This is a genomic window from Ruthenibacterium lactatiformans (assembly GCF_000949455.1).
Classification (GTDB): Bacteria; Bacillota; Clostridia; order Oscillospirales; family Ruminococcaceae; genus Ruthenibacterium; species Ruthenibacterium lactatiformans.
The window spans coordinates 79,323-101,886 of the sequence record NZ_JXXK01000011.1 but is presented as its reverse complement, the minus strand read 5'-3'; the positions used below and the strand labels follow the sequence as shown (position 1 = coordinate 101,886).

The window sequence follows — 22,564 nt, the reverse complement described above, 5'->3', positions numbered from 1 at the left end:
ATGAGGCATGGAAGAGAAATATTCGCGGCCGCAGTGCTGCGCATTGCCGGGAGGCCCGGCAGGGAGAGAGGGAATCATGGATCAGCGCCAGTATCCGCAATATCCGCAGCAGCCCGGCGGGCCCTGCCCGCCCTATGTACAACAGCCCGGGATGGAGTATCCGCCTTATCCGCCCTATGGCGGACAGGGCTCCGCAGCCCCGCCCTACGGCGGCCCCGTTTACGGGCAGGGCGGCGGCCCCGTGCCGCCGCGGGCGCCCCAATATGTATATCAGACGCCCGGCTCGATGCCGGGCGTCCCCGGCGGGAAACCGCCCCGCCGGCGCAGGAACCGTGCGCCGCTGGTGGCTGTTCTGCTTTGCCTGGGGCTTGCCGCAACCGTTTTTCTGGCGGGAGAGGCTTTTGACGCACTGCGCAGCGGCGGCGCCGCGCGCCGGCGTCCCGCGCCCGGAGAGGTGCCCAGCTTTACCATCGAGGATCTTCCCGAGGACGCGGACGGCGGGCTCTCCACGGTGGAGATTGCCAAGACCGTTGGCCCCAGCGTGGTATGCATCAATGTATATGAGCCGGGCAGCATTTCCATTGCAGGCAGCGGCAGCGGCATCATTCTCAACGAGGACGGCTTCATCGTCACCAACGCCCATGTGGTGGAGGGCTCCTCCGCAGTTACCGTGCTGCTGGACGACGGCCGTGAGCTGGACGCATGGATCGTCGGCTCCGACACCCGTACGGACCTGGCCGTGGTCAAAATCACGGCGGACGGGCTGGTGCCCGCCTCCTTCGGAGATTCGGACATCCTGCAGGTGGGCGAGCGGGCCGTGGCGATCGGCAATGCGGCCGGACAGCTCTCCGGCACCGTCACCCAGGGCATCATCTCCGGCCTCAATCGTGAGATCAGCATGCAGGCGGGCAACAGCGTCGTCACGATGAACCTTATCCAGACCTCCGCGGCCATCAACCCCGGCAATTCCGGCGGCGCGCTGGTGAACCGCTTCGGCCAGGTGATCGGCATCAATTCCGCCAAGCTCAACAGCTCCATGTTTGAGGGCATCGGCTTTGCCATCCCCTCGGCGGACGCGCAGCCCGTGGTGGAGGATCTGATTGCCTACGGCTATGTAAAGGACCGCGTGGCACTGGGCGTGATGGTAATCGCGCTGTCGCCCGTCACAGGCCCTGCCAACGACCTGCCCAGCCAGGGCTTATATATTTCATCTGTGGAAGATTACAGCGACCTGAACAACCACGACATCACCGTGGGCGACGTGATATTGACGGCGGACGGCGTAACGCTGGAAACCACGTCCGATCTGCTGGATGTGCTGGAGACGCACAAGCCCGGCGAAACCGTGCGGCTGGAGATCCAAAAGCGCGGCAGCGGCAATGTCGTCACCGTGGACGCGGTGCTGGCCGAGAGCCGCAGCAACTGAAGCTTCAAAACAAAAAGCGCCGCCGCGGATATATCCCGCGGCGGCGCCTCTTTTTGTTTTTCTCCTCAGGTGAAGAATTTGTCCTTATAGCCCATCAAAAAGATGAACAGCACGATGAGCGGCAGAATGTAACTGACGTATACCCGCGCCCATTTTGGAAACCGTATGCCCTTGCCCTCGTCTGCCTCGGCCACAAAATTTTTCCATCCCCAGCCGTAGCGGGACGTGCAGAACAACAGGTATACAAGGCTGCCCAGCGGGAGGATCGTATTGGAAACAAGGAAGTCCTCCAGGTCCAGCACGGCGCTGCCCTCGCCGAAGGGCATAAAGCCCGAAAGCACGTTGTATCCCAGTACACAGGGCAGCGACAGCACAAGAATGGCGAAAAAATTTACCAACACGGCTTTTTTGCGGCTCCAGCCCCACAAGTCCATACCGAAGGCAACGATGTTTTCAAATACGGCAATAACGGTGGACAGCGCCGCAAAGCTCATGAACACAAAAAACAGCGCGCCCCATACCCGGCCGCCCGCCATGCCGCCGAAGATATTGGGCAGCGTGACGAATACAAGGCCTGGGCCCTGCCCCGGGTTGACGCCGAAGGAAAAGCAGGCGGGAAAAATGATAAGGCCCGCCATCAGCGCCACAAAGGTATCTAGCAGCGTGATGTTGACGCTCTCGCTGAGCAGCGTGCGCTCCTTGCCGATGTAGCTGCCGAAAATGGCCATGGCGCCGATGCCCAGAGACAGCGTGAAAAAGGCCTGTCCCATGGCCGCGTACACCACATTGCCCACGCCCTGCTCCACAAGGCGCCCGAAATCCGGTACAAGATAAAATTTGAGGCCTTCGTCCGCGCCCGGCAGTGTGACGCTGCGCACAGCCAGCGCCACCATCAGCAGCAGCAGGCAGACCATCATGGCTTTTGTGATTTTCTCCACACCGTTCTGCAAGCCCAGGCTGCACACGCCGAAGCCCAGCACCACAGCCACAATCATCCAGAATATCTGCGGCCCCGGCTGCGCCAGCATGTCATTGAAAATGCCGCCCACCGCCTCGGCGGACGCGCCTGTGAACGCACCGCGCAGCATTTTTACCACATAGGCCAGCATCCAGCCCGCCACCGTGGTATAGAACATCATCAGCAGATAGTTGCCCGCCATGCCCAGCCAGGCGTACCAATGCCATTTGGTGCCCGCAGGCTCCAGCACGCGGAAGCTGACCGCGCAGCTTTTGCGGGACGCCCGGCCCACGGCGAACTCCATGGCCATGATGGGCAAGCCCAGCACGACCAGGAAAAACAGGTAAATAAGCACGAACGCCGCGCCGCCGTACTGTCCGGTAATATAGGGGAAGCGCCATACGTTGCCGATGCCGATGGCACACCCGGCCGAAATGAGCAGAAAGCCCAGCCGCGAGGCAAATTTTTCTCGTTTTTCCATAACCCTGATCCCTCTTTTTCCTTCTCCGATACCCGGCGCATCCGCATAGAGCGCCGTCTTTGTCCAGCATAGCAAACAAAACGTGCGTGTGTCAACGAAACACGCGCACGTTTTTGCATTTTCTCTGTTTTTTCCGGCCCTCAGCCGCCGGAAAGATGCTCAACGAGGATCTTTGCGCCGATGCACACCAAAATGACGCCGCCGAATATCTCGGCCTTACCGCCCAGCCAGCTGCCGAATTTTTTGCCCAGCAGATGGCCCGCAAGGCAGCAGACGAACGTGACGCAGGCGATGAAGGAAGCCGCCGCGGCGATGTTCACATCCAGCGCGGCAAAGCTGACGCCGACAGCCAGCGCATCGATGCTGGTGGCGAAGGCCTGCACCACCATCAGCTTATAGCTGAACGCGCGGCCCACAGGGCACGCCTCCGGCGCGCGCAGCTCCTTGACGGCGTCCCAGATCATTTTGCCGCCGATGAAGCCCAGCAGTGCAAAGGCGATCCAGTGGTCAAACGCGCTCACCACATCGGCGAAGGCGCGGCCCGCAAAATACCCGGCCACGGGCATCAGGCCCTGAAACACGCCGAAGGACAGCGACGTGAGGGCGGCCTCGTTCCGCCGCAGGCCGGAAAAACACATGCTGTTGGAGATGGACACCGCAAATGCGTCCATCGAAAGCCCCAGCGCGAGTACGAACAGGGTGATCGAATCCATAACGCTTTTTCCTCCAAATCTGCTTTCATAAGAATATGCGTGTCTGCGGCCGGATAATCTGTTCCGCCCGCAGCGCGCGCCGGAAAAGGGAGGCGTCCGTTTTGCGGCCCTGTGGGGCGGGGCCGCAAAAAAAAGACCCACGGACGGCGCAAAGCCGCCCATGAGTCTTGTTCATTAAGCAAAGCCAGGCGCGTGCCGGCGCGCCATCATGTTGACTTTACACGCCGTACAGGCCCGGCGCGAACTACTCCCTCAAAGGTATAAGCATATTTTACCATACCCTTTTGCGGCGCGCAAGTGTTTTTTCGTCCGGCGCGCCTTTTTCACGCAAGGTCCGGCAGTTCTCGCCGCACCGCGTCCTCCAGCCGGCACAGCGCTGCGGCGTCCATCTCCGGTGTGTCCGCAAGAGGGAACGGAACGCCCATAGCCCCGTATTTTTCCAGACACAGCTTTCGGAAGCCCAACAGCTCCACCTTCTGCAAATTATGGAACTGTCCGGCCATGCGCGCCAATGCGCGGATATGTGCCTCGCCGTCCGTCAAGCCGGGGATCACCACGTGCCGCACCCACAGCGGCACGCCCAGCTCTTGTGTCAGCGCCAGAAAATCCAGCGTATGGGCCAGGCTGCCGCCCGTATGGGCGCGGTATCCATCTTCGGAGCTGAACTTCAGGTCCGCCAGCACCAGGTCCGTATGCGCCAGCACCTCCCGCGCGGCGGCAAGAGCACCCGCGCCGGAGGTATCCAGCGCCGTGTGGTAGCCCTCCGCCCGCAACGCCTTCAGCAGCGCCGCAGTGAACACGGGCTGGGCCAGCGGCTCACCGCCCGTAACCGTAACGCCCCCCGACTCATAAATGTACGGCTTACAGCGGCGCACACGCCGCAGCACATCCTCCACCGTGTATTCCGTGCCGCCCGCCGCGTTCCAGGTGTCCGGGTTGTGGCAGCAGGCACAGCGCAGCGGGCAGCCCTGCAGAAACACCACATAGCGCAGCCCCGGTCCGTCCACCGCTCCCATGGACAAAAACGAGTGTATGCGCCCTTTCACGCCGTTTTCCGGCGTCTGCATCTGTGCGTCCACGGCTCACATCGCCTCGTGGAACGTGCGGGCGATGACCTCGCGCTGCTGTTCTTTCGTTAGCTTGTGGAAGTTCACCGCGTAGCCTGAAACGCGGATGGTCAGATTGGGGTATTTTTCCGGGTCATTGTACGCCTCCACCAGCGTTTCACGGCTGAGCACGTTGACGTTGATGTGGTGGGCCATCTGGGAAAAATAGCCGTCCAGCAGGCTGACGAGATTGGCCCGGCGCTGTTCGTCCGTCCTGCCCAGCGCTCCCGGCACGATGGAAAACGTATTGGAGATGCCGTCCTTGCAGTACCGGTACGAAAGCTTTGCCACAGAGTTCAGCGAGGCCAGCGCGCCGCTTTTTTCCCGGCCGTGCATGGGGTTCGCGCCCGGGGCAAAGGGCTGCCCCGCTTTGCGGCCGTCGGGAGTGGAGCCTGTTTTTTTACCGTACACCACGTTGGAGGTGATCGTCAGCACCGAGAGCGTGGCTTCGGCTCCGCGGTACAGCGCATGGCCTGCCAGCTCGTTGTAAAACGCTTCGGCCTGTTCGCAGGCAATGGCGTCCACGCGGTCGTCATCGTTGCCGAAAGCGGGGTAGTCTCCCTCCACCTCGAAATCCGTGATGAGGCCCGTTCCGGCGTCGCGGATGCAGCGCACCTTCGCGTATTTAATGGCCGAGAGTGAATCTGCCAGCACGGACAGGCCCGCCATACCGAAAGCCATGTAGCGGTGCACATGGGTGTCGTGCAGAGCCATCTGCGTTTTTTCATAAGCATATTTATCGTGCATGTAATGGATGACGTTCATGGTATCGGCATACAATTCCGCCAGCCAGGGGCGGTATGCGTCCAGCAGCGCCGTCACCCTGCCGTACTCCAGATACTCGTCCTCATAGGGCGTATGCACCGGGCCGACCTGCATGTTCTTCATCTCGTCCCGGCCACCGTTGAGGGACAGGAGCAGCAGCTTTGGCAAATTGACCCGCGCGCCGAAAAACTGCATGTCTTTACCCAGCCGCATGGCTGAGACACAGCATGCGATGGCGTAATCGTCGCCGTAAATGGGGCGCATCAGGTCGTCGTTTTCGTATTGGATGGCGTCTGTCTCGCAGGAGACGCGGGCGCAGTATGTCTTAAACGCGGCGGGCAGCGCACCGCTCCACAAAATGGTCAGGTTCGGTTCCGGCGACGCCCCCAGATTGTAAAGCGTATGCAGCATGCGGAAGGAAGTTTTCGTCACCAGCGTGCGGCCATCCGAGCCCATGCCCCCCACGGCTTCGGTGATCCACATGGGGTCGCCGCCGAACAGCGCGTTGTACTCCGGCGTACGCAGGTGGCGCGCCATACGCAGCTTCATCACAAAGTCGTCCATCAGCTCCTGCGCGCCCGCCTCGTCCAGCCTGCCCGCGGCCAGGTCCCGCTCGAAATAGATATCCAGAAACGTGCTCACGCGGCCCAGGCTCATGGCCGCGCCGTTCTGCTCCTTGATGGCCCCAAGGTAGCCGAAGTAGGTCCACTGCACGGCCTCGCGGGCACTTTGCGCCGGGCGGCTGATGTCGCAGCCGTACAGCGCGGCCATATCCCGCAGCTTGCCCAGAAAGTCGATCTGCCGCCAGACTTCCTCGATGAGACGGATGTTCTCGTCCGTCATCGCGCCGCGGCCCAGCTCCGCCTTGTCCTTTTTCTTTTCCTCGATCAGTCGGTCTGTCCCGTAGAGCGCCACGCGGCGGTAATCGCCGATGATCCGGCCCCGGCCATATGCGTCGGGCAGGCCCGTGATCAGGCCGCAGTGCCGGGCCGCACGGGTCTGCTCGTTGTACACGCGGAATACGCCGTCGTTGTGGGTGGTGCGGTAGGCGAACTCCTGCTCCACCTGCCCGGAAAGCTCATAGCCGTAGGCCCGGCAGGCCTCCCGCGCCATGCGGATGCCTCCGAAAGGATTCACACCGCGCTTCAGCGGCCTGTCCGTCTGCAGGCCGACGATCAGCTCGTTGTCTTTGTCCAGATAGCCCGGCTTGTAATTGAGCAGGGAGGACACCGTCTGGGTGTCCACATCCAGCACGCCGCCGAACTCCTGCTCCAGCTTCATCAGGCCCTGCAGCTTATGCATCAGTGCCTGCGTGCGCGGTGTTGCCGGCGCCAGGAACGCTTCATCTCCTCCGTAGGGCGTATAGTTTTTCTGGATAAAATCCCGCACATCGATGCGGCTCTGCCACGCCCCGGTCGTAAACCCTTCCCATGCCTTGCACATTTCCTGTACCTCCTGTTCGCTCACACACCGCGGAGGCGCGGCCCCTTTTCATTCCTGTACCGTCCCGGCGGCGGCCATTGAGAAAATCTTTTTGTTTCAGGGCAACAAAAAAGGGCAGCACCGCAAAAGCGGTGTTGCCCAGACGGCCGGCATCAAAACTCCGCGCCCGTTCCCCTGTGGTAAGCCCACTCGTTCCGTCAGTTACGGCCGCGTCTCGGTTATGTATTTATGATACCACGCTTCGGCAAAGGCTGTCAACGGACAAACAGCCGAATCCGCAGGCCGCACAACTCAAAAATATGGTTAAACCGGCCTTCGGGATGCCAGCGCTCTGCTTTACGAAGGATGCCTGTATGTGGATAACATAAAATTGGTAAATTGGAAATTATAACAGTTCTTCTGCTTTTGCACGAATTGCAAAAAACTCCTGAAACGTATCTGATTTTTCCTGTATTGTCTTTTTCATCAAGGTTAATCTCCGTTTGCCAACCCGCCTATCCAATACAGCAAATATTCTTACGATTAAATTAGCACTGTTAAGGCTCATTTCAATATCTTGATCATCAAACTCTGCAAAGGCGTTGTAAAAACAGCGTTGACCAAAAACACTTAGTCTTAAAGCTGTATCATCCATATGCGCATTTTCCACTTCCATGCGTTTTTTGTATTTTTCATCTCCGGGAAACAAATCTGCTTTCATCCAGTTATTCCAATAACATCCCTTGATGATTTCGTTGCCATCATATCTTATTGCCGCCCGCCCCTCATGGTCAGGACTTCTGCTATACGACGTTGCGTAATACTGAATATGGCCTTGCAGACTCTGCGCCAAATATTCTGTTTCCAGCTTTTTCCTGATACCGCTCCCTGTTGCCATTTGCGGTTCTTCCTCTTCAGCTTTTGATTGTTTTATTGCCCCATTTCTTGCCCTGTCATGCAGAAAGCATCTCCTGTTCCGCCTGGCCGATTCCAGTTTGCCGGGCCGCCGGGCTGTATGAAAGCGGCTGTCTGCCTTCGTTTTACGCCTGTGTCGCCGTGTCCCGCAAAGTTCATCCGCCGCTTATCCCCGGCAGAACGCCCTGTTACAGCGTGACGCCCATCAGGTACTCCTTTACCTCCAGCAGCTCCCGCGCGGGCAGGGAAAAGGCGCGCACGCCCAGGCGGGCATAGGCCTCGGCCAGCGCGGGCTGCGCCGCGCCCTCGCCGCACAGGCACAGCGGGATGCGTGCTTCGGCCGCGGCCTCCACGGCGAACCGTACAAGCCGGTATACGGCGGGGGAGGCAGCGGGCAGATAGGCCCGCACCTGGGGGTTCACACGGTCGGCCGCATATGTATACTGGATGAGATTGTTGGTGCCCACATTGAAAAACGCGGCGCGGCGCGCCAGGTCCCCGGCTGTCAGCGCCGCGGCGGGCGTTTCGATAAACGCACCCACGGGAACCGTTTCGGCAAAGGGTACGCCCCGCTCCCGAAGCGCGCATTTGGCGCGGTAAACAGCGTCCAGAGCATGCTCGAACTCATCCCGCGTAGAGACCATGGGCAGCAGGATGCGCAGATTTCCCGCCAGCCCGGCGCGCAGCAGCGCCCGAAGCTGCGTTTCAAAAAAATCCGGATGCGCCAGGCAGTAGCGCACGCCGCACAGCCCCATCGCGGGATTTGCTTCTTCCTCCCGTGGAAATTCCGTCCCCGTCTTATCCGGCGCCACGTCAAAGGTACAGATGGTAACGGGCCTGCCCTGCGCCGCCGCCAGACAGGCAGTATAGAAGCCGTACTGCTCCTCCTCGCCGTTCACGCGCCCGGCCAGCAGCAGGTATTCGCTCAGCAGCAGGCCCACGCCGTCCGCGCCCGTCTCCACAGCCGTACGCACGTCCTCCACCGACGCGCAGTCCGCCATCAGCGAGATGCGCGTGCCGTCCTTTGTGGTGCACGGCACTGCCCGCAGCCGCTCCTGCGAGAGCGTGTGCCGCCGCTGCAGGCGCAGTTTGTGGGCAAAGCGTGTTTTCGTGGCCTCATCCGGGTCCAGATACGCTTCGCCGGTGTCTCCGTTCAGCGCCAGCGTGCGGCCGTCACAGCCCTCCAGCAGCTCCGGCCCCGCCATCACCGCGGCAGGGATACCCATGGTGCGGGCGATGATGGCCGCGTGGGCATTGGGGGAACCCGCACTGGTGATAAACCCCAGCACCAGGCTGCGGTCCAGCGTGACGATATCCGTGGGATACAGCTCCTCAGCCACCAAAATGGCCGGGCCTGTCAGGCGCAGCGTCTCGTGGGGCTGGCCGTCCAGTACCTTGACGACCCGGCGGCACGCGTCCAGGATATCGCAGGCACGCTCGCGCATGTACGGGTCCTCCAGTGCACGAATGCGGCCCGCAAAAATGCCCGCCGCGCGCTCCACCGACGCCGCCGCACCCGCGCCCACCCGGATATAGGACGCCACCTCCTGCCGAAGGCCCTCGTCCTCCAGCAGCACCCGCTGCACCATAAAAATATCCCTGTCCTGTGCGGCGGCGCGCCGCTCCAGCCGGATGAGCTGGTCCTGCGCCTCCCGCACCGCGTTTTCAAACGCCTCCTGCTCCTCCTTGGGGGACCGCACCGCGCGCCCCAGCCCGCTTTGCGTATGGCGCAAATACCGCACCGTCCCCACCGCCAGCCCCGCCGAGGCCGGCACTGCCGTGATATACTTCAAATCCGCGCACCTCCCGGTTTCGCGGCAGAGGCTACAAGCCGCCCCGCCGCCGTCCTCTTCCTGCTCCAATGGTTCGCGTCCCTTGAAAATCGGTTTTTGTTCTTTTTATTCGGGCATTGCCATACCAAAACGCCCCACATCGGCAAAGCCCAGCGCGTGATAGATGCGCCCCGCCGCGGGGTTGTCGTAGAACAGGCACAGGTACCGCCGCCCGGCGGCAAAACTGTGGGCCGCGGCCGCGTGCACACAGGCACGGGCAAAGCCTCTCCCGCGCCATCCCGGCAGCGTCGCCACACCGACGACCATGGCCGAAACGCTGTTTTCCGCAGTCGTCTCTGCCAGCGCCACCAGCCTGTCCCCATCGTACACACCGAAGGCATGGCCGCCGCGCGTCAGGTTTTCCCGGCATTCCTCCACCTTTTCCTCCCGGTCCACACCGCGGAAGCTGTCGGCAAATTCATCGATCTGTACTTCCAGCCCGATCACTGCCTGCGCATCCTGCGGCCCGAGCATCCGCAGAGAAAAGCCCTCCGGCAGTGCCGCGCCGCCGGCCAGGCGGTCCATGCGCGCCAGATTCGTTCCGCGCAGCTTCCAGCCGGGCATGCGTGCGGCCAAAGCGGCCACATCTGCTTCCTTGCCCGAAAGATACTGCGCCCCGCGGGCTTGCAGAAACGCCGCCAGCTCCTCCACCGGCGCTGTCCCGCTCATGCACAGACAGTAATTGTTGAAATACCGCAGCAGCAGCGCGCAAAGCGCGCCGTCCGCAGCACGTGTGCCGAAGATCTCCACCGTTTTCGATTCAAAGCCGTAATTTTCAAGGTCGCCTTGCACAAATACATTGTATTCCGGTTCGGCAGAGATATATGCCTCTACCTCGGCCCGGTTCTGCTCCGTCAGTTTTTCCATTCCTTTCCACTCCTTCTCTACATTGTCTTCCGGGCGCGGCGGTCGCCCTCTCCCGCGGCATGCCGCCCCTTTTTGCTCCGCAATAAAAGGCCCTTCTTAACGACTATAAGCCGAGAACAACCCGTATGGCCGGGAATGATCTGCAGCTCTTTTTATAGCTTTTCTATGCAAAGCTATAAAAAGCGGCCATGTGGACTGTCCCGGCCCACGGCCTTAAGATCTCAAGCGCCCGGGCACAAAGTGTCCGGATGCGCGTAAAAACCAGCAGCTGTGCTGCTATTTTTTATTAGTATAGCACATTTTGCGCATACCCGGAAATCCGCATTGAGCGGGATTGCGGCGTTGTTTTTTCGTTTTTTTGTTCAATTGGTAAAAAATGCGTTTTTCTGTAAAAAAAATCCATCAAAAATATTGCTATTTTCACTTCATCTTGCTAAAATATTAAAATAATTTTTCCGGCCTGCCGGAAGAATTATGGCTTTTACAAAACGAAAAGAAAAGGTGGTGTAAGTCATGGAGATCAAAGGCGATCAAATCTGGCACAGTCCGTCCCCCGCAGAGCTGCTGGCCGCCGCCGGGCAGGAAATCACCCTCAAGGCGTGCGTTCACAACATCCGGGAGCTTGGCGGCATCGCATTCGTGGTGCTGCGCACCGGGCGTTATCTCATTCAGTCCGTGTACGACAAGGAGGTGTGTCCGGATAATAATCTGAGCCAGCTTTCCGCAGGCGACTGTGTCCGCGCAACGGGCCTGCTGCGCGCCGAACCCCGCGCTGAAAACGGCGTGGAGCTGCTGCTCCACGGCTTCACCGTTCTGTCCCGTCCGGCTTCGCCGCTGCCGCTGAACCTGGCCGATAAAGAGCTGAAGGCCACGCTGGGCACCAAAATGGAGTACCGCACCGTGGCGCTGCGTCATCCCAGGGAACGCGCGGTATTCCGCATCCAGCAGGCTCTCGCCTGCGGCTTCCGGGAGTTCATGCTTTCCCAGGATTTTACTGAGATCCATACTCCGAAGATCACGGGCATCGGTGCCGAGGGCGGCGCAGAAGTGTTCGAGCTGGACTACTTCGGCATGCCCGCCACGCTGGCGCAGAGCCCGCAGATGTACAAACAGACCTGTGTCGCTTTTTTCGACCGCGTGTTTGAAGTGGGAGCCGTCTATCGGGCGGAGCTGCACAACACCAGCCGCCATCTGAACGAATACACAGGCCTGGACTTTGAGATGGGATACATCGACGGCATGGAGGACGTGATGCAGATGGAGACCGCCATGCTGCAGCACACCATGGCCTATGTGAAAGAACACTGCGCGCCGGAGATCGCGCTGCTGGACGTTGATGTGCCCCGGATCGGCGCAATTCCCTGTATCCGGTTCGCAGACGCACTGGCTTTGTTGAAAACGCTCGGCGGCGGCAAAAACCGGAACGACCTCACGCCCGAGGACGAAGTGCTGCTGTTCGAGTATTACAGGGAAAAGGGGCTGGGCGAATTCGTGTTCGTGACGCATTTTCCCACGGCCAAACGTCCGTTCTATGTGATGGACGACCCGCACAACCCCAGGGAAACGCTCAGCTTCGACCTGCTGTTCCGCGGGCTGGAGGTGACGACAGGCGGCCAGCGCATCCACGATTATGACGCGCAGGTGGCCAAGATGCAGGCCCGCGGATTGGACCCTGCTCAATTTGAAAGCTATATCGGCGTACACCGCTGCGGCCTGCCGCCCCATGGCGGCCTGGGCATCGGGCTGGAGCGCCTGACCATGAAGCTGTGCGGGCTGTCCAATATTCGCGACGCCAGTCTGTTCCCCCGGGACATCAATCATCTTGTGCCCTGACATGGCGGCCGGCTGTTTTTACCGCCGCTTTGCCGCCTAAAAATACCGCCGCCCGGTTTTCGGGCGGCAGTTTTTTGGGAATAATCTGTTTTTTAAAACTATATTATATATTTTCTAAAACCTCTTTATTTTATATTAAAAACAGCGTATAATAATATTCACACAAGAGGGGAGCTGTCGCGATGCATCAAAAGCAAAACCCAGCCGGGTTCTACACAAAAGGCGAGGAGATCTTCAATGCGGTCAGCCACGGAGCGGGCAGTGTGCTGGCCATCGGGGGCACCGGGGCGCTTGTGGCGCTGGCCGCTGCTTTGGCCAATTGGCGGACAGTGCTCATCTGCCTTGTATACGGGCTTTCACTGGTGGTTTTATATACCATGAGCACTCTGTACCATGCATTCCCGTTCGAGGGCGTGAAACGCCTGTTTCGCGTGTTCGACCACTCATCCATTTACCTGCTCATTGCGGGCAGTTATACGCCGTTCACGCTTATCCTTTTGGACGGCACCTGGAAGGGCCCGGTCATCTGCGGCGTAGTGTGGGCCGCCGCCCTTCTGGGCGTCACGCTCAATGCCGTCAGTGTGGAGCGGTTTGAAAAGTTCTCCATGCTGCTGTACATCGCCATGGGATGGGCCGTTGTATTTGCAGTGGGGGATGTGGTACGCGCACTGCCGTCCGCCGGATTCTGGCTTCTGCTGCTGGGAGGCGTAAGCTATACGGGCGGCATCGTATTCTACACCTGGCATAAAAAAGGGCGTGTGCATTACATGCACGGCGTATGGCACCTGTTCGTGCTGCTGGGCAGTGTTCTGCATTATCTGTGTATTTTGCTGTATGTGCTGCCCCGGGCGTATGCCTGACACACAACCGTTGCAAAGCCGCGCATAAGCATTGACTGCCATCGGCCTTTTTGGTATAATAATTGGGCTGTGAGCAGATTTATTTGCAGCGCAGCATTTGCAGCGGTATCGAAGTGGTCATAACGGGGCTGACTCGAAATCAGTTTGCGAGCAATCGCACGAGGGTTCGAATCCCTCCCGCTGCGCCAGAACAGCCGGCCGGATCTTCCGGCCGGCTGCTTTTTTATAGCTTTGCACAGCAAGCTATAAAAAGCGGCCATGTGGGCCCTCCGTCCCACGGCCTTAAGATCTCAGGCGCCCGGGCACAAAGTGCCCGGATGCGCGTAAAAAATAGTAGCTGCGCCGACTGTTTTTATCCCTTTTTGCTTGAGAGCCTTGACTTAAGTATGAAATCGGACTATAATAAACGCATTGAGTCCGAAATCGGATATGGGAGGCATGCATATGGGACAGGGCCCCGGAATACGGGAATTCAACCGGCTTTACAAAGAGCTGGACGATCTTTACCACAATCTTGCACTGCGGCAGGGGCTTTCCGACAGCGCCTCCATCATTCTGTATGCGCTTTATCTTCTGGGCGACGGCTGCCTGCAGCGGGATATCTGCGATCTGTCCTACATCAGCAAGCAGACCATCAATTCCTCCATCCGCAGGCTGGAACAGGATGGCTATCTGTATCTTCAGCCCGGACGGGGCAGAGACATGCACATCTGCCTGACGCCGGAGGGCCGCAGGCTGGTGGAAGAAAAAGCCGCCCCTGTGGCCGCCATGGAGGAACGCGCGTTTTCCGGCATGCCGCAGGAGGACCAGCAGGCCCTTCTGCGTCTGACGCACGCCTATCTTGCCCGCCTGCGGGCAGAGGCCGGACGCATCCTGTAAATTTCCATATCCCATCGGAGGGCGTATGGCCGCAGCCATACAGCCGGAGAAGATGACGAGTGCGCTCGGTTTTGGAAATCCGGGCGCAATTTTTCTGCCGCGCGGACATGCGCGCGGCACATTTATCCCAACCGTTTCAAGGAGTAGCATACTATGAAGATCCAATTATCCGACCACTTCACCACGGGAAAGCTGCTGCGCTTTGTGGCGCCGTCCATCGTCATGATGATCTTTACCTCCGTTTACGGCGTTGTGGACGGCCTGTTTGTGAGCAATTTTGTGGGCAAAACGGCTTTTGCGGCCGTGAACCTGATTTTCCCTCTGCTGATGATCCTGGGCGCGCTTGGCTTCATGATCGGCACCGGCGGCAGCGCTCTTGTGGCCCGTACCCTTGGTGAAGGGGACAGCGGCCGGGCCCAGCGTTACTTTTCCATGCTTGTCTATGTGACCATCGGTGGAGGCATCGTTTTTTCCGTGCTGGGGCTGCTGTTCCTGCGCCCCATCGCCGTGCTTTTGGGCGCACAGGGTGCCATGCTGGAGGACTGCGTCGTTTACGGCGGAATCCTGCTGGCGGGCCAGACGATGTTCATGCTGCAAAATGTGTTCCAGAGCTTTCTCATCACAGCAGAAAAGCCCCATTTTGGCCTGGGCGTTACCGTGGCCGCGGGGCTTACCAATATCATACTGGACTTTTTGTTCATCGCCGTGTTCCGCTGGGGCGTGGCGGGCGCTGCCATTGCCACGGCCGCCAGCCAGTTTGTGGGCGGCGGCGTACCGCTGCTGTATTTTGCCCGGCCCAACCGCAGCCTTTTGCGGCTTGGAAAAACGAAGCTGGACAGCCGTGCATTGCTGAAAGCCTGCACCAATGGCTCGTCGGAGCTGATGACCAACCTCTCTTCTTCACTGGTGACAGTGCTGTACAATTTTCAGCTCATGCAGCTGGCGGGGGAGGACGGCATTGCCGCCTATGGCGTCATCATGTACGTCAACTTTATTTTCATTGCCATTTTCATCGGTTATTCCATCGGCAGCGCGCCCGTGGTGGGATACCATCATGGAGCGGGGAACAGCACGGAGCTGAAAAGCCTGTTCCGCAAAAGCCTGCTGCTGGTGGGCGCGGCCGGAGTGGCACTGACTGTAGCCGCCGAGGCACTGGCTCTTCCGCTGACAAAGATATTCGTGGGCTATGATGCGGCGCTGCTGGCGATGACCTGCCGCGGCTTTCGTTTGTATTCGCTTTCGTTCCTGCTCACAGGCTTCAACATTTTCAGCTCCGGCTTCTTTACAGCGCTGAACGACGGCTTTGTTTCCGCCGTTATCTCGTTCCTGCGCACGCTGGTGTTCCAGACAGCCGTGGTTCTGGTGCTGCCCGCTCTCATGGGGACGGACGGCATCTGGCTCGCCATCGTTGTGGCCGAACTTCTGGCTCTGGCGGTGAGCGCCTGGTTTCTGTGGCGAAAAAGGGGAAAATACCGCTATGCCTGAACGGAGCCGGGTCAAATCACATAATGGTCGGCGGACTGGGCCTCGGCTGTCAAATCTGCCAGCGTGACGCCGTCCAGATAATCCTGCACCAGCGCGTTCAGCTTCCGCCACATGGGCAGCGTGCGGCATTCGGCCCTGCGCGGACATTCCACCGGCTCCTGTTCCAGGCAGGCCACGGGGGCCAGGCTGCCCTCCGTAAGCCGCAGAATGCTTCCCACGGTATACTGCTCGGGCGACCTTGTCAGCCGGTAGCCCCCGCCCTTTCCGCGCACGCCTGTCAGAAACTGGCTCTGCACCAGACTTTTGAGAATGCTCTCCAGATATTTTTCCGAGATATCCTGACGCCGGGCAATAGCTTTGAGAGGGATATATCCCTCTGCCTGGTGCTCGGCCAGGTCAATCATAACACGCAGCGCATAGCGCCCCTTGGTGGACACCATCATACAGCCGTTCCTCCGTTTCTTTTTGTTTCCTCTGCCGCGGGCCCTTTCCCACGGCCTTTTTATTGCTCCGCAATAAAAAGCTTATCTTACTGACCGCGGGCCGGGGACGTCCCGCAAAGCCTAAAAACAGCCTGCGGCTATTTTTTATGGATTGTATAGACGGAAATTGTCTTATAACATCTTGCGAGTTTTATTGAGGTGCGGAAACTGCCTGCATTTTCAACCGTTTTCCCATTTCCGCTTGTACCTTCTCACATCGCCGTATAGGTTGGTTTTGTAGAGTTGGATACCATTTTAACACTACAGCTAAGATGATACAGAACAGGCACAGGGATGCAATCACGCCTGCAAAGGCAATTTAGGATAACTTTGTACACCATTATGGTTACGCATTCGAAGTTCAAAAACCTTGCCATAAAAACAGTACCGGCAATAAAACCGATGGGGTAAAATGCTTATACATGTCCCCCTGAAAACGCCATTTAGCTGCGCAATATATCAAAGAAAAGACCCTGCCTTGAGATTATCATTTCCTTTCTGTTCCTTTGCGAAAAATCCCGTAGCAAGCAGTGGAAAGGGGCACCCTTCCCGTAAAAATCACTCGTTTTCATCTATGACAGTATACAAATACAAATTTATTAAATTTCTCTTATCGGAAAATACATATAACCCTTTCCCGTTGCTGGATCGGTATAGTCGTGAACTGCTCCGACCAGCGACATACCTTCCTCATTCATTTGTTTAATGGTATCTTCAAACGCTCCATTATGGTTTTCAACAACTATATACTCATAACCTGGTATTATCCATTTTGTCCATCCAGCCGGTGCTTCTGCATTATCAACACATTCCACTCCCGCCAGATACAAGCCTTTGCTAAAGCCATCTTCCCAAGCATTAAATGCGTGAGAACCATCGGACATGGCCCCCCATATTCCCACAATATTTCCGTTTGTATCTTTCTTCGCCAGATGTGCTACTTCACTGAAGTGACCGTTTGCATCATCCCACAATTTCTGAATAAAGCCCGCGCCGTCTAGCGTTGAACCCTCTTTCCCAATGACAACAAACGCTTTTTTTATTACTTTAATCATTGTTCGCCTCCTCGATAAATTTAAAGTTGGTGCCTTTTATTGCCCTAAGAAATTCGGGCAACTCCGGGGACGCCAAAGTGCCAAAGTCATTGTAATTTTAAGTGTCTTGATACACAAAAACCAGTATTTGCAAGGGTATTTATGTTTTAAAACTTTTCGATAGCAAAAGTTCAAACCCTGTTTTTTTATTTCTCTGCAATAAAAAACTTATCTCAATGGCCGAGGACTGCCCATATAGTCCAAGACCCACCAAAAGCTATTTTTTAGATTTCCACATATAAACCTATTATACTGTTGGGTTAATAGGAATTCAACTGCAGACCTCGGCAAAAACTTCCTGCTTTCTCCTTGACAAGCGGACCGGTTCGGGTTATAATCCCTATAAACCTATCTGAAAGGTTGGTATTTATGAAGCCTCACACCTCAGATCCTTTCCGCACACAGCCGCCGGGGCGGCTGTGCCTGTGCTGGCGTTGTTGCTGACAGCCCTTTCCGCCCGGCTTTGCCGGAACATACAAGCACATCATTCAGGGAGGAAATTTTTATGAGCCGTATCTATACATCCGCTGACCAGCTGATCGGGGCAACACCGCTGTTGGAGCTGTCCCACATTGAACGGGAACACAGGCTGAAGGCCCGCATCCTTGCCAAGCTGGAATATTTTAACCCGGCCGGTTCCGTGAAAGACCGCATCGCCAAAGCCATGATCGACGACGGGGAAGCCCGCGGCCTGCTGAAGCCCGGTTCCGTCATTATCGAACCCACCTCCGGCAACACCGGCATCGGCCTTGCCTCTGTGGCAGCCGCGCGGGGTTACCGAATCATCATCGTCATGCCTGACACCATGAGCGTTGAGCGCCGCCAGCTGATGAAGGCTTACGGTGCAGAGCTGGTGCTCACCGAGGGTGCGTTGGGCATGAAAGGCGCCATCGCCAAGGCGGAAGATCTGGCCAAAGAGATTCCGGACAGTTTTATCCCCGGGCAGTTCGTCAACCCGGCCAACCCCGCTGTACACAAAGCCACCACGGGGCCGGAAATTTGGGCCGATACCGACGGGAAGGTCGATATCTTTATCGCAGGCGTGGGCACGGGCGGCACCGTCACCGGCGTGGGCGCTTATCTCAAGGCGCAGGACCCTGCCATCCGCGTAATAGCCGTGGAGCCTGCGGCCTCTCCGGTGCTGAGCAAGGGCACAGCCGGGCCGCACAAGATCCAGGGCATCGGTGCAGGTTTTGTGCCCGAAGTTCTGGACACTCATATTTATGACGAGGTCATACCCGTGGAGAATGAGGACGCCTTTTCCGCAGGCCGTCTGGTGGGCCGTCTGGAGGGCGTGCTGGTGGGCATCTCCTCGGGCGCGGCTGTCTGGACCGCCATTCAGCTGGCCAAACGGCCGGAAAACGCGGGCAAGACCATCGTGGCACTGCTGCCCGACACCGGCGACCGCTATCTTTCCACACCGCTGTTCGCCGACTGAACGCTGCCGGAAAGGATGAGCATATATGGCTATGACGTTTGAGGAAGCGGAAGCTCTGCTCACCCCGGCCCAGCGGGATGCGCTGGCGCGCTGTGCATTGGAGGACGCGCCGCTGCCAAGCCCGTTGTCGGAAGCACAGCGTGTATTCTGCTTCGGCCTTTCTGTGCTGTGTGAATACGAGCAGCGGGATGAAATTTTTCGCTATCTGCTCTGATCGTACATCCCGCCACGGTCATCGAGGTCGTTTTTTCAGGCCTTGCATGCCGTCCCGCGTCCAACCGGGTAAGCATTACGGAACAATCAAAAAACCGCGCCCGCGGATTCCCTCTTATGAGGGCTGCGCGGGCGGCGGGTTTTTTTACAGTTGTCGCTCTCCTTTATCTCGGGACAGGCGCGTATCAAACCCGTCTGTGCTCAAAACGCGGCGCGCCGTTTTCCACCATGACCACACCATAGCTGCCGCGCCCCTGCACCCGGGAAAGCGCGCCGGGGTTGAAAAGCACCACACCGCTCCGCTCCTCGCAGCCAGCACAGTGGGTATGTCCATAAAGCGCTGCGTCCGCACCGCGTGCACGTGCCGCATCAGCAAGTGTATCCAGTTCGTTTTTTACATTATATAAATTACCATGTGTATAATAAAATAACACACCGCCGAAAGCGGCCAGCCCGTCCGGCGGGGCAAAGGAGGCATAATCGCAGTTGCCCCGCACGCTGTAAATCTTCAGCTCCGGGCGCATATCCTGCAGGTCCTCCGCTTCCCGCAGACCGTCTCCCAAAAAAATAACGGCGTCTGCATCCGCTTCGGCATCCACCGCGCGTTCCAGCGCGTCCAAATCTCCGTGGACGTCGGAAACGACCAGCAGCTTCATATGCTTTCCGCCTTTCAGGCCGCGCCTTACTCCAGGCAGCGGCGGTAAATTTCGCTCTTGGAAAATGCACTGTGCGCAGCGGCATATTTTGCCGCCGCCGTGGCGCTCTGGCCCGCGGCCATCTGTTTTCGCGCCAGGCCGACGGCGTCGTCCAGCGTCAGTTCCTGCGCAGGGCATGGCTGTGCGCCGGCCATCACCAGCACAAACTCGCCCCGGGGCGGGTTTTCTTTATAGTAAGCGCTGGCGTCCCCCACGGTGGTGACACGGATCTCCTCGTGCAGCTTTGTAAGCTCCCGGCAGATGGTCAGGCTCCGCTCCGGTCCGAACGCCTGCTCCAAGTCTTGTAAAGTCGTGGGCAGTTTATGCGGTGCCTCGTAAAAAATCACGGTGCGCTCCTCGTTTTGCAGTGCGGCCAGCCGCTCCTTTTTCTGACGGCGGTTGGTAGGCAGAAAACCTTCGAACACAAACCGACCCGTCGGCTGCCCGGAAACGCACAGCGCCGTGACAGCGGCGCTGGCCGCGGGCACGGGCACTACGGGAATGCCCCGGGCGTGTGCGTCCCGCACGATGACCTCCCCGGGGTCGGAAACGGCGGGCATACCCGCGTCGCTGCACAGCGCGCAGGATTCCCCGGCCTCGATGCGGTCCAGAATATAACCGCCCCGCTCTTTCAGATTGTGCTCATAATAGCTCACCATCGGCTTTTTCAGGCCCAGGTGGTTCAGCAGCTTCAGCGTCACACGGGTGTCTTCGGCGGCAATAAAATCCGCTTTTGCAAAGGTTTCCGCCGCGCGCGGGGTAAGGTCGCCCAAATTTCCGATGGGCGTTGCCACGATATACAAAGTGCCGCTCATGGGGCCTCCTTTTTCGGTTCTGTTCCGTAAATTTCCAGCATGGCCGCGCTGGGGCGGCCGTCTGCCCGCGCGGTAACGAGCGGGGCCGGCACGCGCAGGCCCGGCGCGCGGTTTTTCTGGCCTTCCACCAGCACCAGCCAGGGCGCTTTTTCAGGCCGGGCCATAACAAATTGCAGGCGCTTGGGTTCAATGCGCGCGCCGCGCATTGCGCACAGCACATCCGCCAGGCGTTCCGGACGCTGGCACACACACAGCCTGCCGCCGTCTTTCAGCAGCAGACCCGCAGCCGCGCATACATCGGGCATCGTGCAGGAAAGCTCATGGCGCGCACCCGCCCGCGCCGCGTCCGGACTGACGCGCCCACCTGTAAAATAGGGCGGGTTGCAGGCCACGACATCGCGGCTCTGGGCATATGGGTGCAGGCCTGCAAGGTCCCGCAGATCTGCTGTGACCGGCGTGATATGCCAGGCCTCCGCAGCCTGCACCGCCGCGTGCAGCTGCGCTACGGCGCCGGGCGCGATATCCAGCGCAAGGCATGGGCCGCGGTGCCCTCTGTCGTGCCAGCGCAGGGGAATGACCCCGCAGCCGGTGCCCAGATCGCACACAGCCTCGGCGCGGCGCACGCGGCAAAAGTGAGCCAGCAGCAGTGCATCCTGGCCAAAACGGTGGCTTTGCGTGATGAAAACGGGTGTGCCGTTGGCAAGGTGTTCCTGCTGCAAAGGCGGAGGCTCCTTTCGAATCGGTTTCAGCGGCACGCCCAAGTAGAGGAGGCCGCTCAAATCAAAAATTCAGGCCCCTCGCGGATGCAGAGGCCAAAATCGCCTGAATAAGGAAAAAGCAAGGCGGGCACGCACGGTGCCCGCCTCTTTGTTGCTTTGCTCTGCTTTTCCCGGGAAATCAACCCTCGGAAATAGCGGAAACCGGGCATTCGCCGGCGCAGGTGCCGCAATCCAGGCAGGCGTCCGCGTCGATGACATACTTGCCGTCGCCCTCGGAAATCGCAGAAACCGGGCACACGCCAGCGCAGGTGCCGCAAGCGATGCAGTCGTCAGAAATTTTGTAAGCCATAAGTATCCATCCTCTTCTCCGCGCGATCGAATTTTTTACGGCAGCGTGCGCGAGCGGCGCGGGTCAGCGCATGCAGCCGCCAGAGGCTGTGCCTCCATGTGTTCTCATTTTAACATAAAATGCGGATTTTTCAAGGGGCGCAGGGCCACTTTCACGCACTTTTTACACGCCGGGAAACAGCTTTGCCCCGCGCGGCCCGGCAGACGCAGACCTACGCGGGGCAAAAGCGTTCATTCGGTGATCTCTTCCGGCTCCGGGTCCGGCGCGATGGGTGCGCGCTTGCCGCCGCGCAGATACTGGCATTCGTCCTTGTGGAACGTTTTGAAGCCGGTGGCTGGGGGGTCCATCCGCACGCGCAGGGTACCGGAGATGACATTGGTCTCCACCACGGCGCCCACTCCCTCAGGCGTTTTGACAATGCTCCCCACGCCCGGAGTGATCCTGTTCAGATACTCATATGCCGGCTGCTCGTAGGCAAGACAGCACATCAGGCGGCCGCAGCTGCCGCTGATTTTGGCCGGATTGAGCGAGAGTCCCTGTTCCTTGGCCATTTTGATGGACACCGGCTGGAAATCCCGCAGAAAACGGCTGCAGCAGAACGGCTGGCCGCAAATACCCAAGCCGCCCAGCATTTTGCTCTCGTCCCGTACGCCGATCTGCCGCAGCTCGATGCGCGTGCGAAACACACCGGCAAGGTCCTTGACAAGGTCACGGAAGTCGATGCGTCCGTCGGCCGTAAAGTAGAACAGGATCTTGTTGCGGTCCAGCGTATACTCCACATCCACCAGCTTCATGTCCAGCTTGTGCTTGGCAATGCGCTCCTCGCACACCGAAAAGGCGCGTTTTTCGTCCGCGCGGTTCTGCTGCATGCGGCGCACATCCACGGCGTCCGCCATGCGCGTGACCGTCTTGAGCGGCTTGACGATGCTGGAATCCGGCACGTCATGAGGGCCTTTTGCTACCTCGCCGCACTCTGTTCCCCGGGCCGTTTCCACGATAACGTAGTCCCCCTGTTGGAGTTCCAGATCGCCGGGGCTGAAATAGTAGGATTTGCCGTTCGCTTTGAAGCGGACGCCGATCACTTTTGTCATAGCTTCTTTCCTTTCGCCGCCGCTGCAATGGGTGTCAGTTCCGCCGCCCGCGGCATTTGAAGCGGCGTTTTATCAAGAGAGTGGGGGCGCGGGGAAGAAATATCCGCGCAAAGTCTCCGCCCGCCG

Annotated in this window: 21 protein-coding genes, 1 tRNA gene and 1 riboswitch; of the genes, 8 read left to right on the top strand and 14 right to left on the bottom strand. The window is 58.9% G+C overall.

Annotation, left to right across the window (positions count from 1 at the left end; all coding sequences use genetic code 11):
• Positions 1-76 precede the first annotated feature (76 nt).
• Positions 77-1,426, top strand: a complete 1,350-nt coding sequence (locus TQ39_RS09520; protein ID WP_050005362.1) for a S1C family serine protease — start codon at positions 77-79, stop codon at positions 1,424-1,426.
• 65 nt (positions 1,427-1,491) lie between these two features.
• Here TQ39_RS09520 and TQ39_RS09515 read toward each other — a convergent pair whose 3' ends face one another.
• From TQ39_RS09515 to TQ39_RS09485, 7 genes are all read right to left on the bottom strand, one after another.
• Entirely contained in the window at positions 1,492-2,865 is a 1,374-nt protein-coding gene (locus tag TQ39_RS09515; protein WP_050005361.1) for a sodium-dependent transporter, read from the bottom strand.
• Positions 2,866-3,005: 140 nt separating this feature from the next.
• The gene (locus tag TQ39_RS09510) at positions 3,006-3,578 is read right to left on the bottom strand and encodes a manganese efflux pump MntP (RefSeq protein WP_050005375.1); all 573 of its coding nucleotides are present in this window, start codon (positions 3,576-3,578) and stop codon (positions 3,006-3,008) included.
• 323 nt (positions 3,579-3,901) lie between these two features.
• Positions 3,902-4,657 carry a pyruvate formate-lyase-activating protein gene (gene pflA, locus TQ39_RS09505; protein WP_242853481.1) on the bottom strand — a complete coding sequence of 252 codons (756 nt, stop codon included), beginning with the start codon at positions 4,655-4,657 and terminating at the stop codon, positions 3,902-3,904.
• Positions 4,658-4,660: 3 nt separating this feature from the next.
• Entirely contained in the window at positions 4,661-6,892 is a 2,232-nt protein-coding gene (gene pflB, locus TQ39_RS09500; protein ID WP_050005360.1) for a formate C-acetyltransferase, read from the bottom strand.
• 129 nt (positions 6,893-7,021) lie between these two features.
• A riboswitch (ZMP/ZTP riboswitch) is annotated at positions 7,022-7,107 on the bottom strand.
• Between the two features lie 170 nt (positions 7,108-7,277).
• Positions 7,278-7,769, bottom strand: coding sequence for an SF0329 family protein (locus tag TQ39_RS09495; RefSeq protein WP_050005359.1), 492 nt, complete (start codon positions 7,767-7,769; stop codon positions 7,278-7,280).
• A gap of 205 nt (positions 7,770-7,974) precedes the next feature.
• Entirely contained in the window at positions 7,975-9,579 is a 1,605-nt protein-coding gene (gene ptsP / locus TQ39_RS09490; RefSeq protein ID WP_167541531.1) for a phosphoenolpyruvate--protein phosphotransferase, read from the bottom strand.
• Positions 9,580-9,684: 105 nt separating this feature from the next.
• Positions 9,685-10,485, bottom strand: a complete 801-nt coding sequence (locus TQ39_RS09485) for a GNAT family N-acetyltransferase (RefSeq protein ID WP_009323009.1) — start codon at positions 10,483-10,485, stop codon at positions 9,685-9,687.
• Positions 10,486-10,998: 513 nt separating this feature from the next.
• On the opposite strand from TQ39_RS09485, the gene aspS reads away from it, so the two are divergent.
• The 5 genes from aspS (at position 10,999) to TQ39_RS09460 (ending at position 15,542) form a co-directional block, all read left to right on the top strand.
• Positions 10,999-12,318, top strand: coding sequence for an aspartate--tRNA(Asn) ligase (aspS, locus tag TQ39_RS09480; RefSeq protein ID WP_050005357.1), 1,320 nt, complete (start codon positions 10,999-11,001; stop codon positions 12,316-12,318).
• A gap of 182 nt (positions 12,319-12,500) precedes the next feature.
• Positions 12,501-13,178, top strand: coding sequence for a PAQR family membrane homeostasis protein TrhA (trhA, locus tag TQ39_RS09475; RefSeq protein WP_050005356.1), 678 nt, complete (start codon positions 12,501-12,503; stop codon positions 13,176-13,178).
• 99 nt (positions 13,179-13,277) lie between these two features.
• Positions 13,278-13,366 (top strand) — tRNA-Ser (locus TQ39_RS09470).
• 256 nt (positions 13,367-13,622) lie between these two features.
• A complete protein-coding gene (locus tag TQ39_RS09465; RefSeq protein ID WP_009323012.1) occupies positions 13,623-14,057 on the top strand; it encodes a MarR family winged helix-turn-helix transcriptional regulator in 435 nt (144 codons plus the stop codon).
• A 153-nt stretch (positions 14,058-14,210) separates the two neighbouring features.
• Positions 14,211-15,542, top strand: a complete 1,332-nt coding sequence (locus tag TQ39_RS09460; protein WP_050005355.1) for an MATE family efflux transporter — start codon at positions 14,211-14,213, stop codon at positions 15,540-15,542.
• Positions 15,543-15,553: 11 nt separating this feature from the next.
• On the opposite strand, the gene TQ39_RS09455 is transcribed toward TQ39_RS09460, so the two are convergent.
• Positions 15,554-15,985: an RrF2 family transcriptional regulator gene (locus TQ39_RS09455; protein ID WP_050005354.1), complete on the bottom strand. Its 432-nt coding sequence runs from the start codon at positions 15,983-15,985 to the stop codon at positions 15,554-15,556.
• A gap of 638 nt (positions 15,986-16,623) precedes the next feature.
• Complete coding sequence (locus TQ39_RS09450) at positions 16,624-17,079, bottom strand: GyrI-like domain-containing protein (protein ID WP_009323015.1); 456 nt, start codon at positions 17,077-17,079, stop codon at positions 16,624-16,626.
• 544 nt (positions 17,080-17,623) lie between these two features.
• On the opposite strand from TQ39_RS09450, the gene cysK reads away from it, so the two are divergent.
• Positions 17,624-18,556 carry a cysteine synthase A gene (cysK, locus tag TQ39_RS09445; protein ID WP_009323017.1) on the top strand — a complete coding sequence of 311 codons (933 nt, stop codon included), beginning with the start codon at positions 17,624-17,626 and terminating at the stop codon, positions 18,554-18,556.
• Positions 18,557-18,581: 25 nt separating this feature from the next.
• A complete protein-coding gene (locus tag TQ39_RS09440) occupies positions 18,582-18,770 on the top strand; it encodes a hypothetical protein (RefSeq protein ID WP_009323018.1) in 189 nt (62 codons plus the stop codon).
• A gap of 184 nt (positions 18,771-18,954) precedes the next feature.
• Here the strand turns inward: TQ39_RS09440 and TQ39_RS09435 are convergent, their stop codons facing one another.
• From TQ39_RS09435 to TQ39_RS09415, 5 genes are all read right to left on the bottom strand, one after another.
• Complete coding sequence (locus TQ39_RS09435; RefSeq protein WP_009323019.1) at positions 18,955-19,425, bottom strand: metallophosphoesterase family protein; 471 nt, start codon at positions 19,423-19,425, stop codon at positions 18,955-18,957.
• Positions 19,426-19,451: 26 nt separating this feature from the next.
• A complete protein-coding gene (gene rsmI / locus TQ39_RS09430) occupies positions 19,452-20,279 on the bottom strand; it encodes a 16S rRNA (cytidine(1402)-2'-O)-methyltransferase (protein ID WP_009323020.1) in 828 nt (275 codons plus the stop codon).
• Positions 20,276-20,998 (bottom strand): tRNA1(Val) (adenine(37)-N6)-methyltransferase, encoded by a 723-nt coding sequence (locus TQ39_RS09425; protein ID WP_009323021.1) that lies wholly within the window; start codon positions 20,996-20,998, stop codon positions 20,276-20,278. Before TQ39_RS09425 ends, rsmI begins: the two co-directional genes overlap by 4 nt.
• 178 nt (positions 20,999-21,176) lie before the next feature.
• Positions 21,177-21,347, bottom strand: a complete 171-nt coding sequence (locus TQ39_RS09420) for a DUF362 domain-containing protein (RefSeq protein ID WP_009323022.1) — start codon at positions 21,345-21,347, stop codon at positions 21,177-21,179.
• 230 nt (positions 21,348-21,577) lie between these two features.
• The gene (locus TQ39_RS09415; protein ID WP_050005353.1) at positions 21,578-22,438 is read right to left on the bottom strand and encodes a PSP1 domain-containing protein; all 861 of its coding nucleotides are present in this window, start codon (positions 22,436-22,438) and stop codon (positions 21,578-21,580) included.
• Positions 22,439-22,564 lie beyond the last annotated feature (126 nt).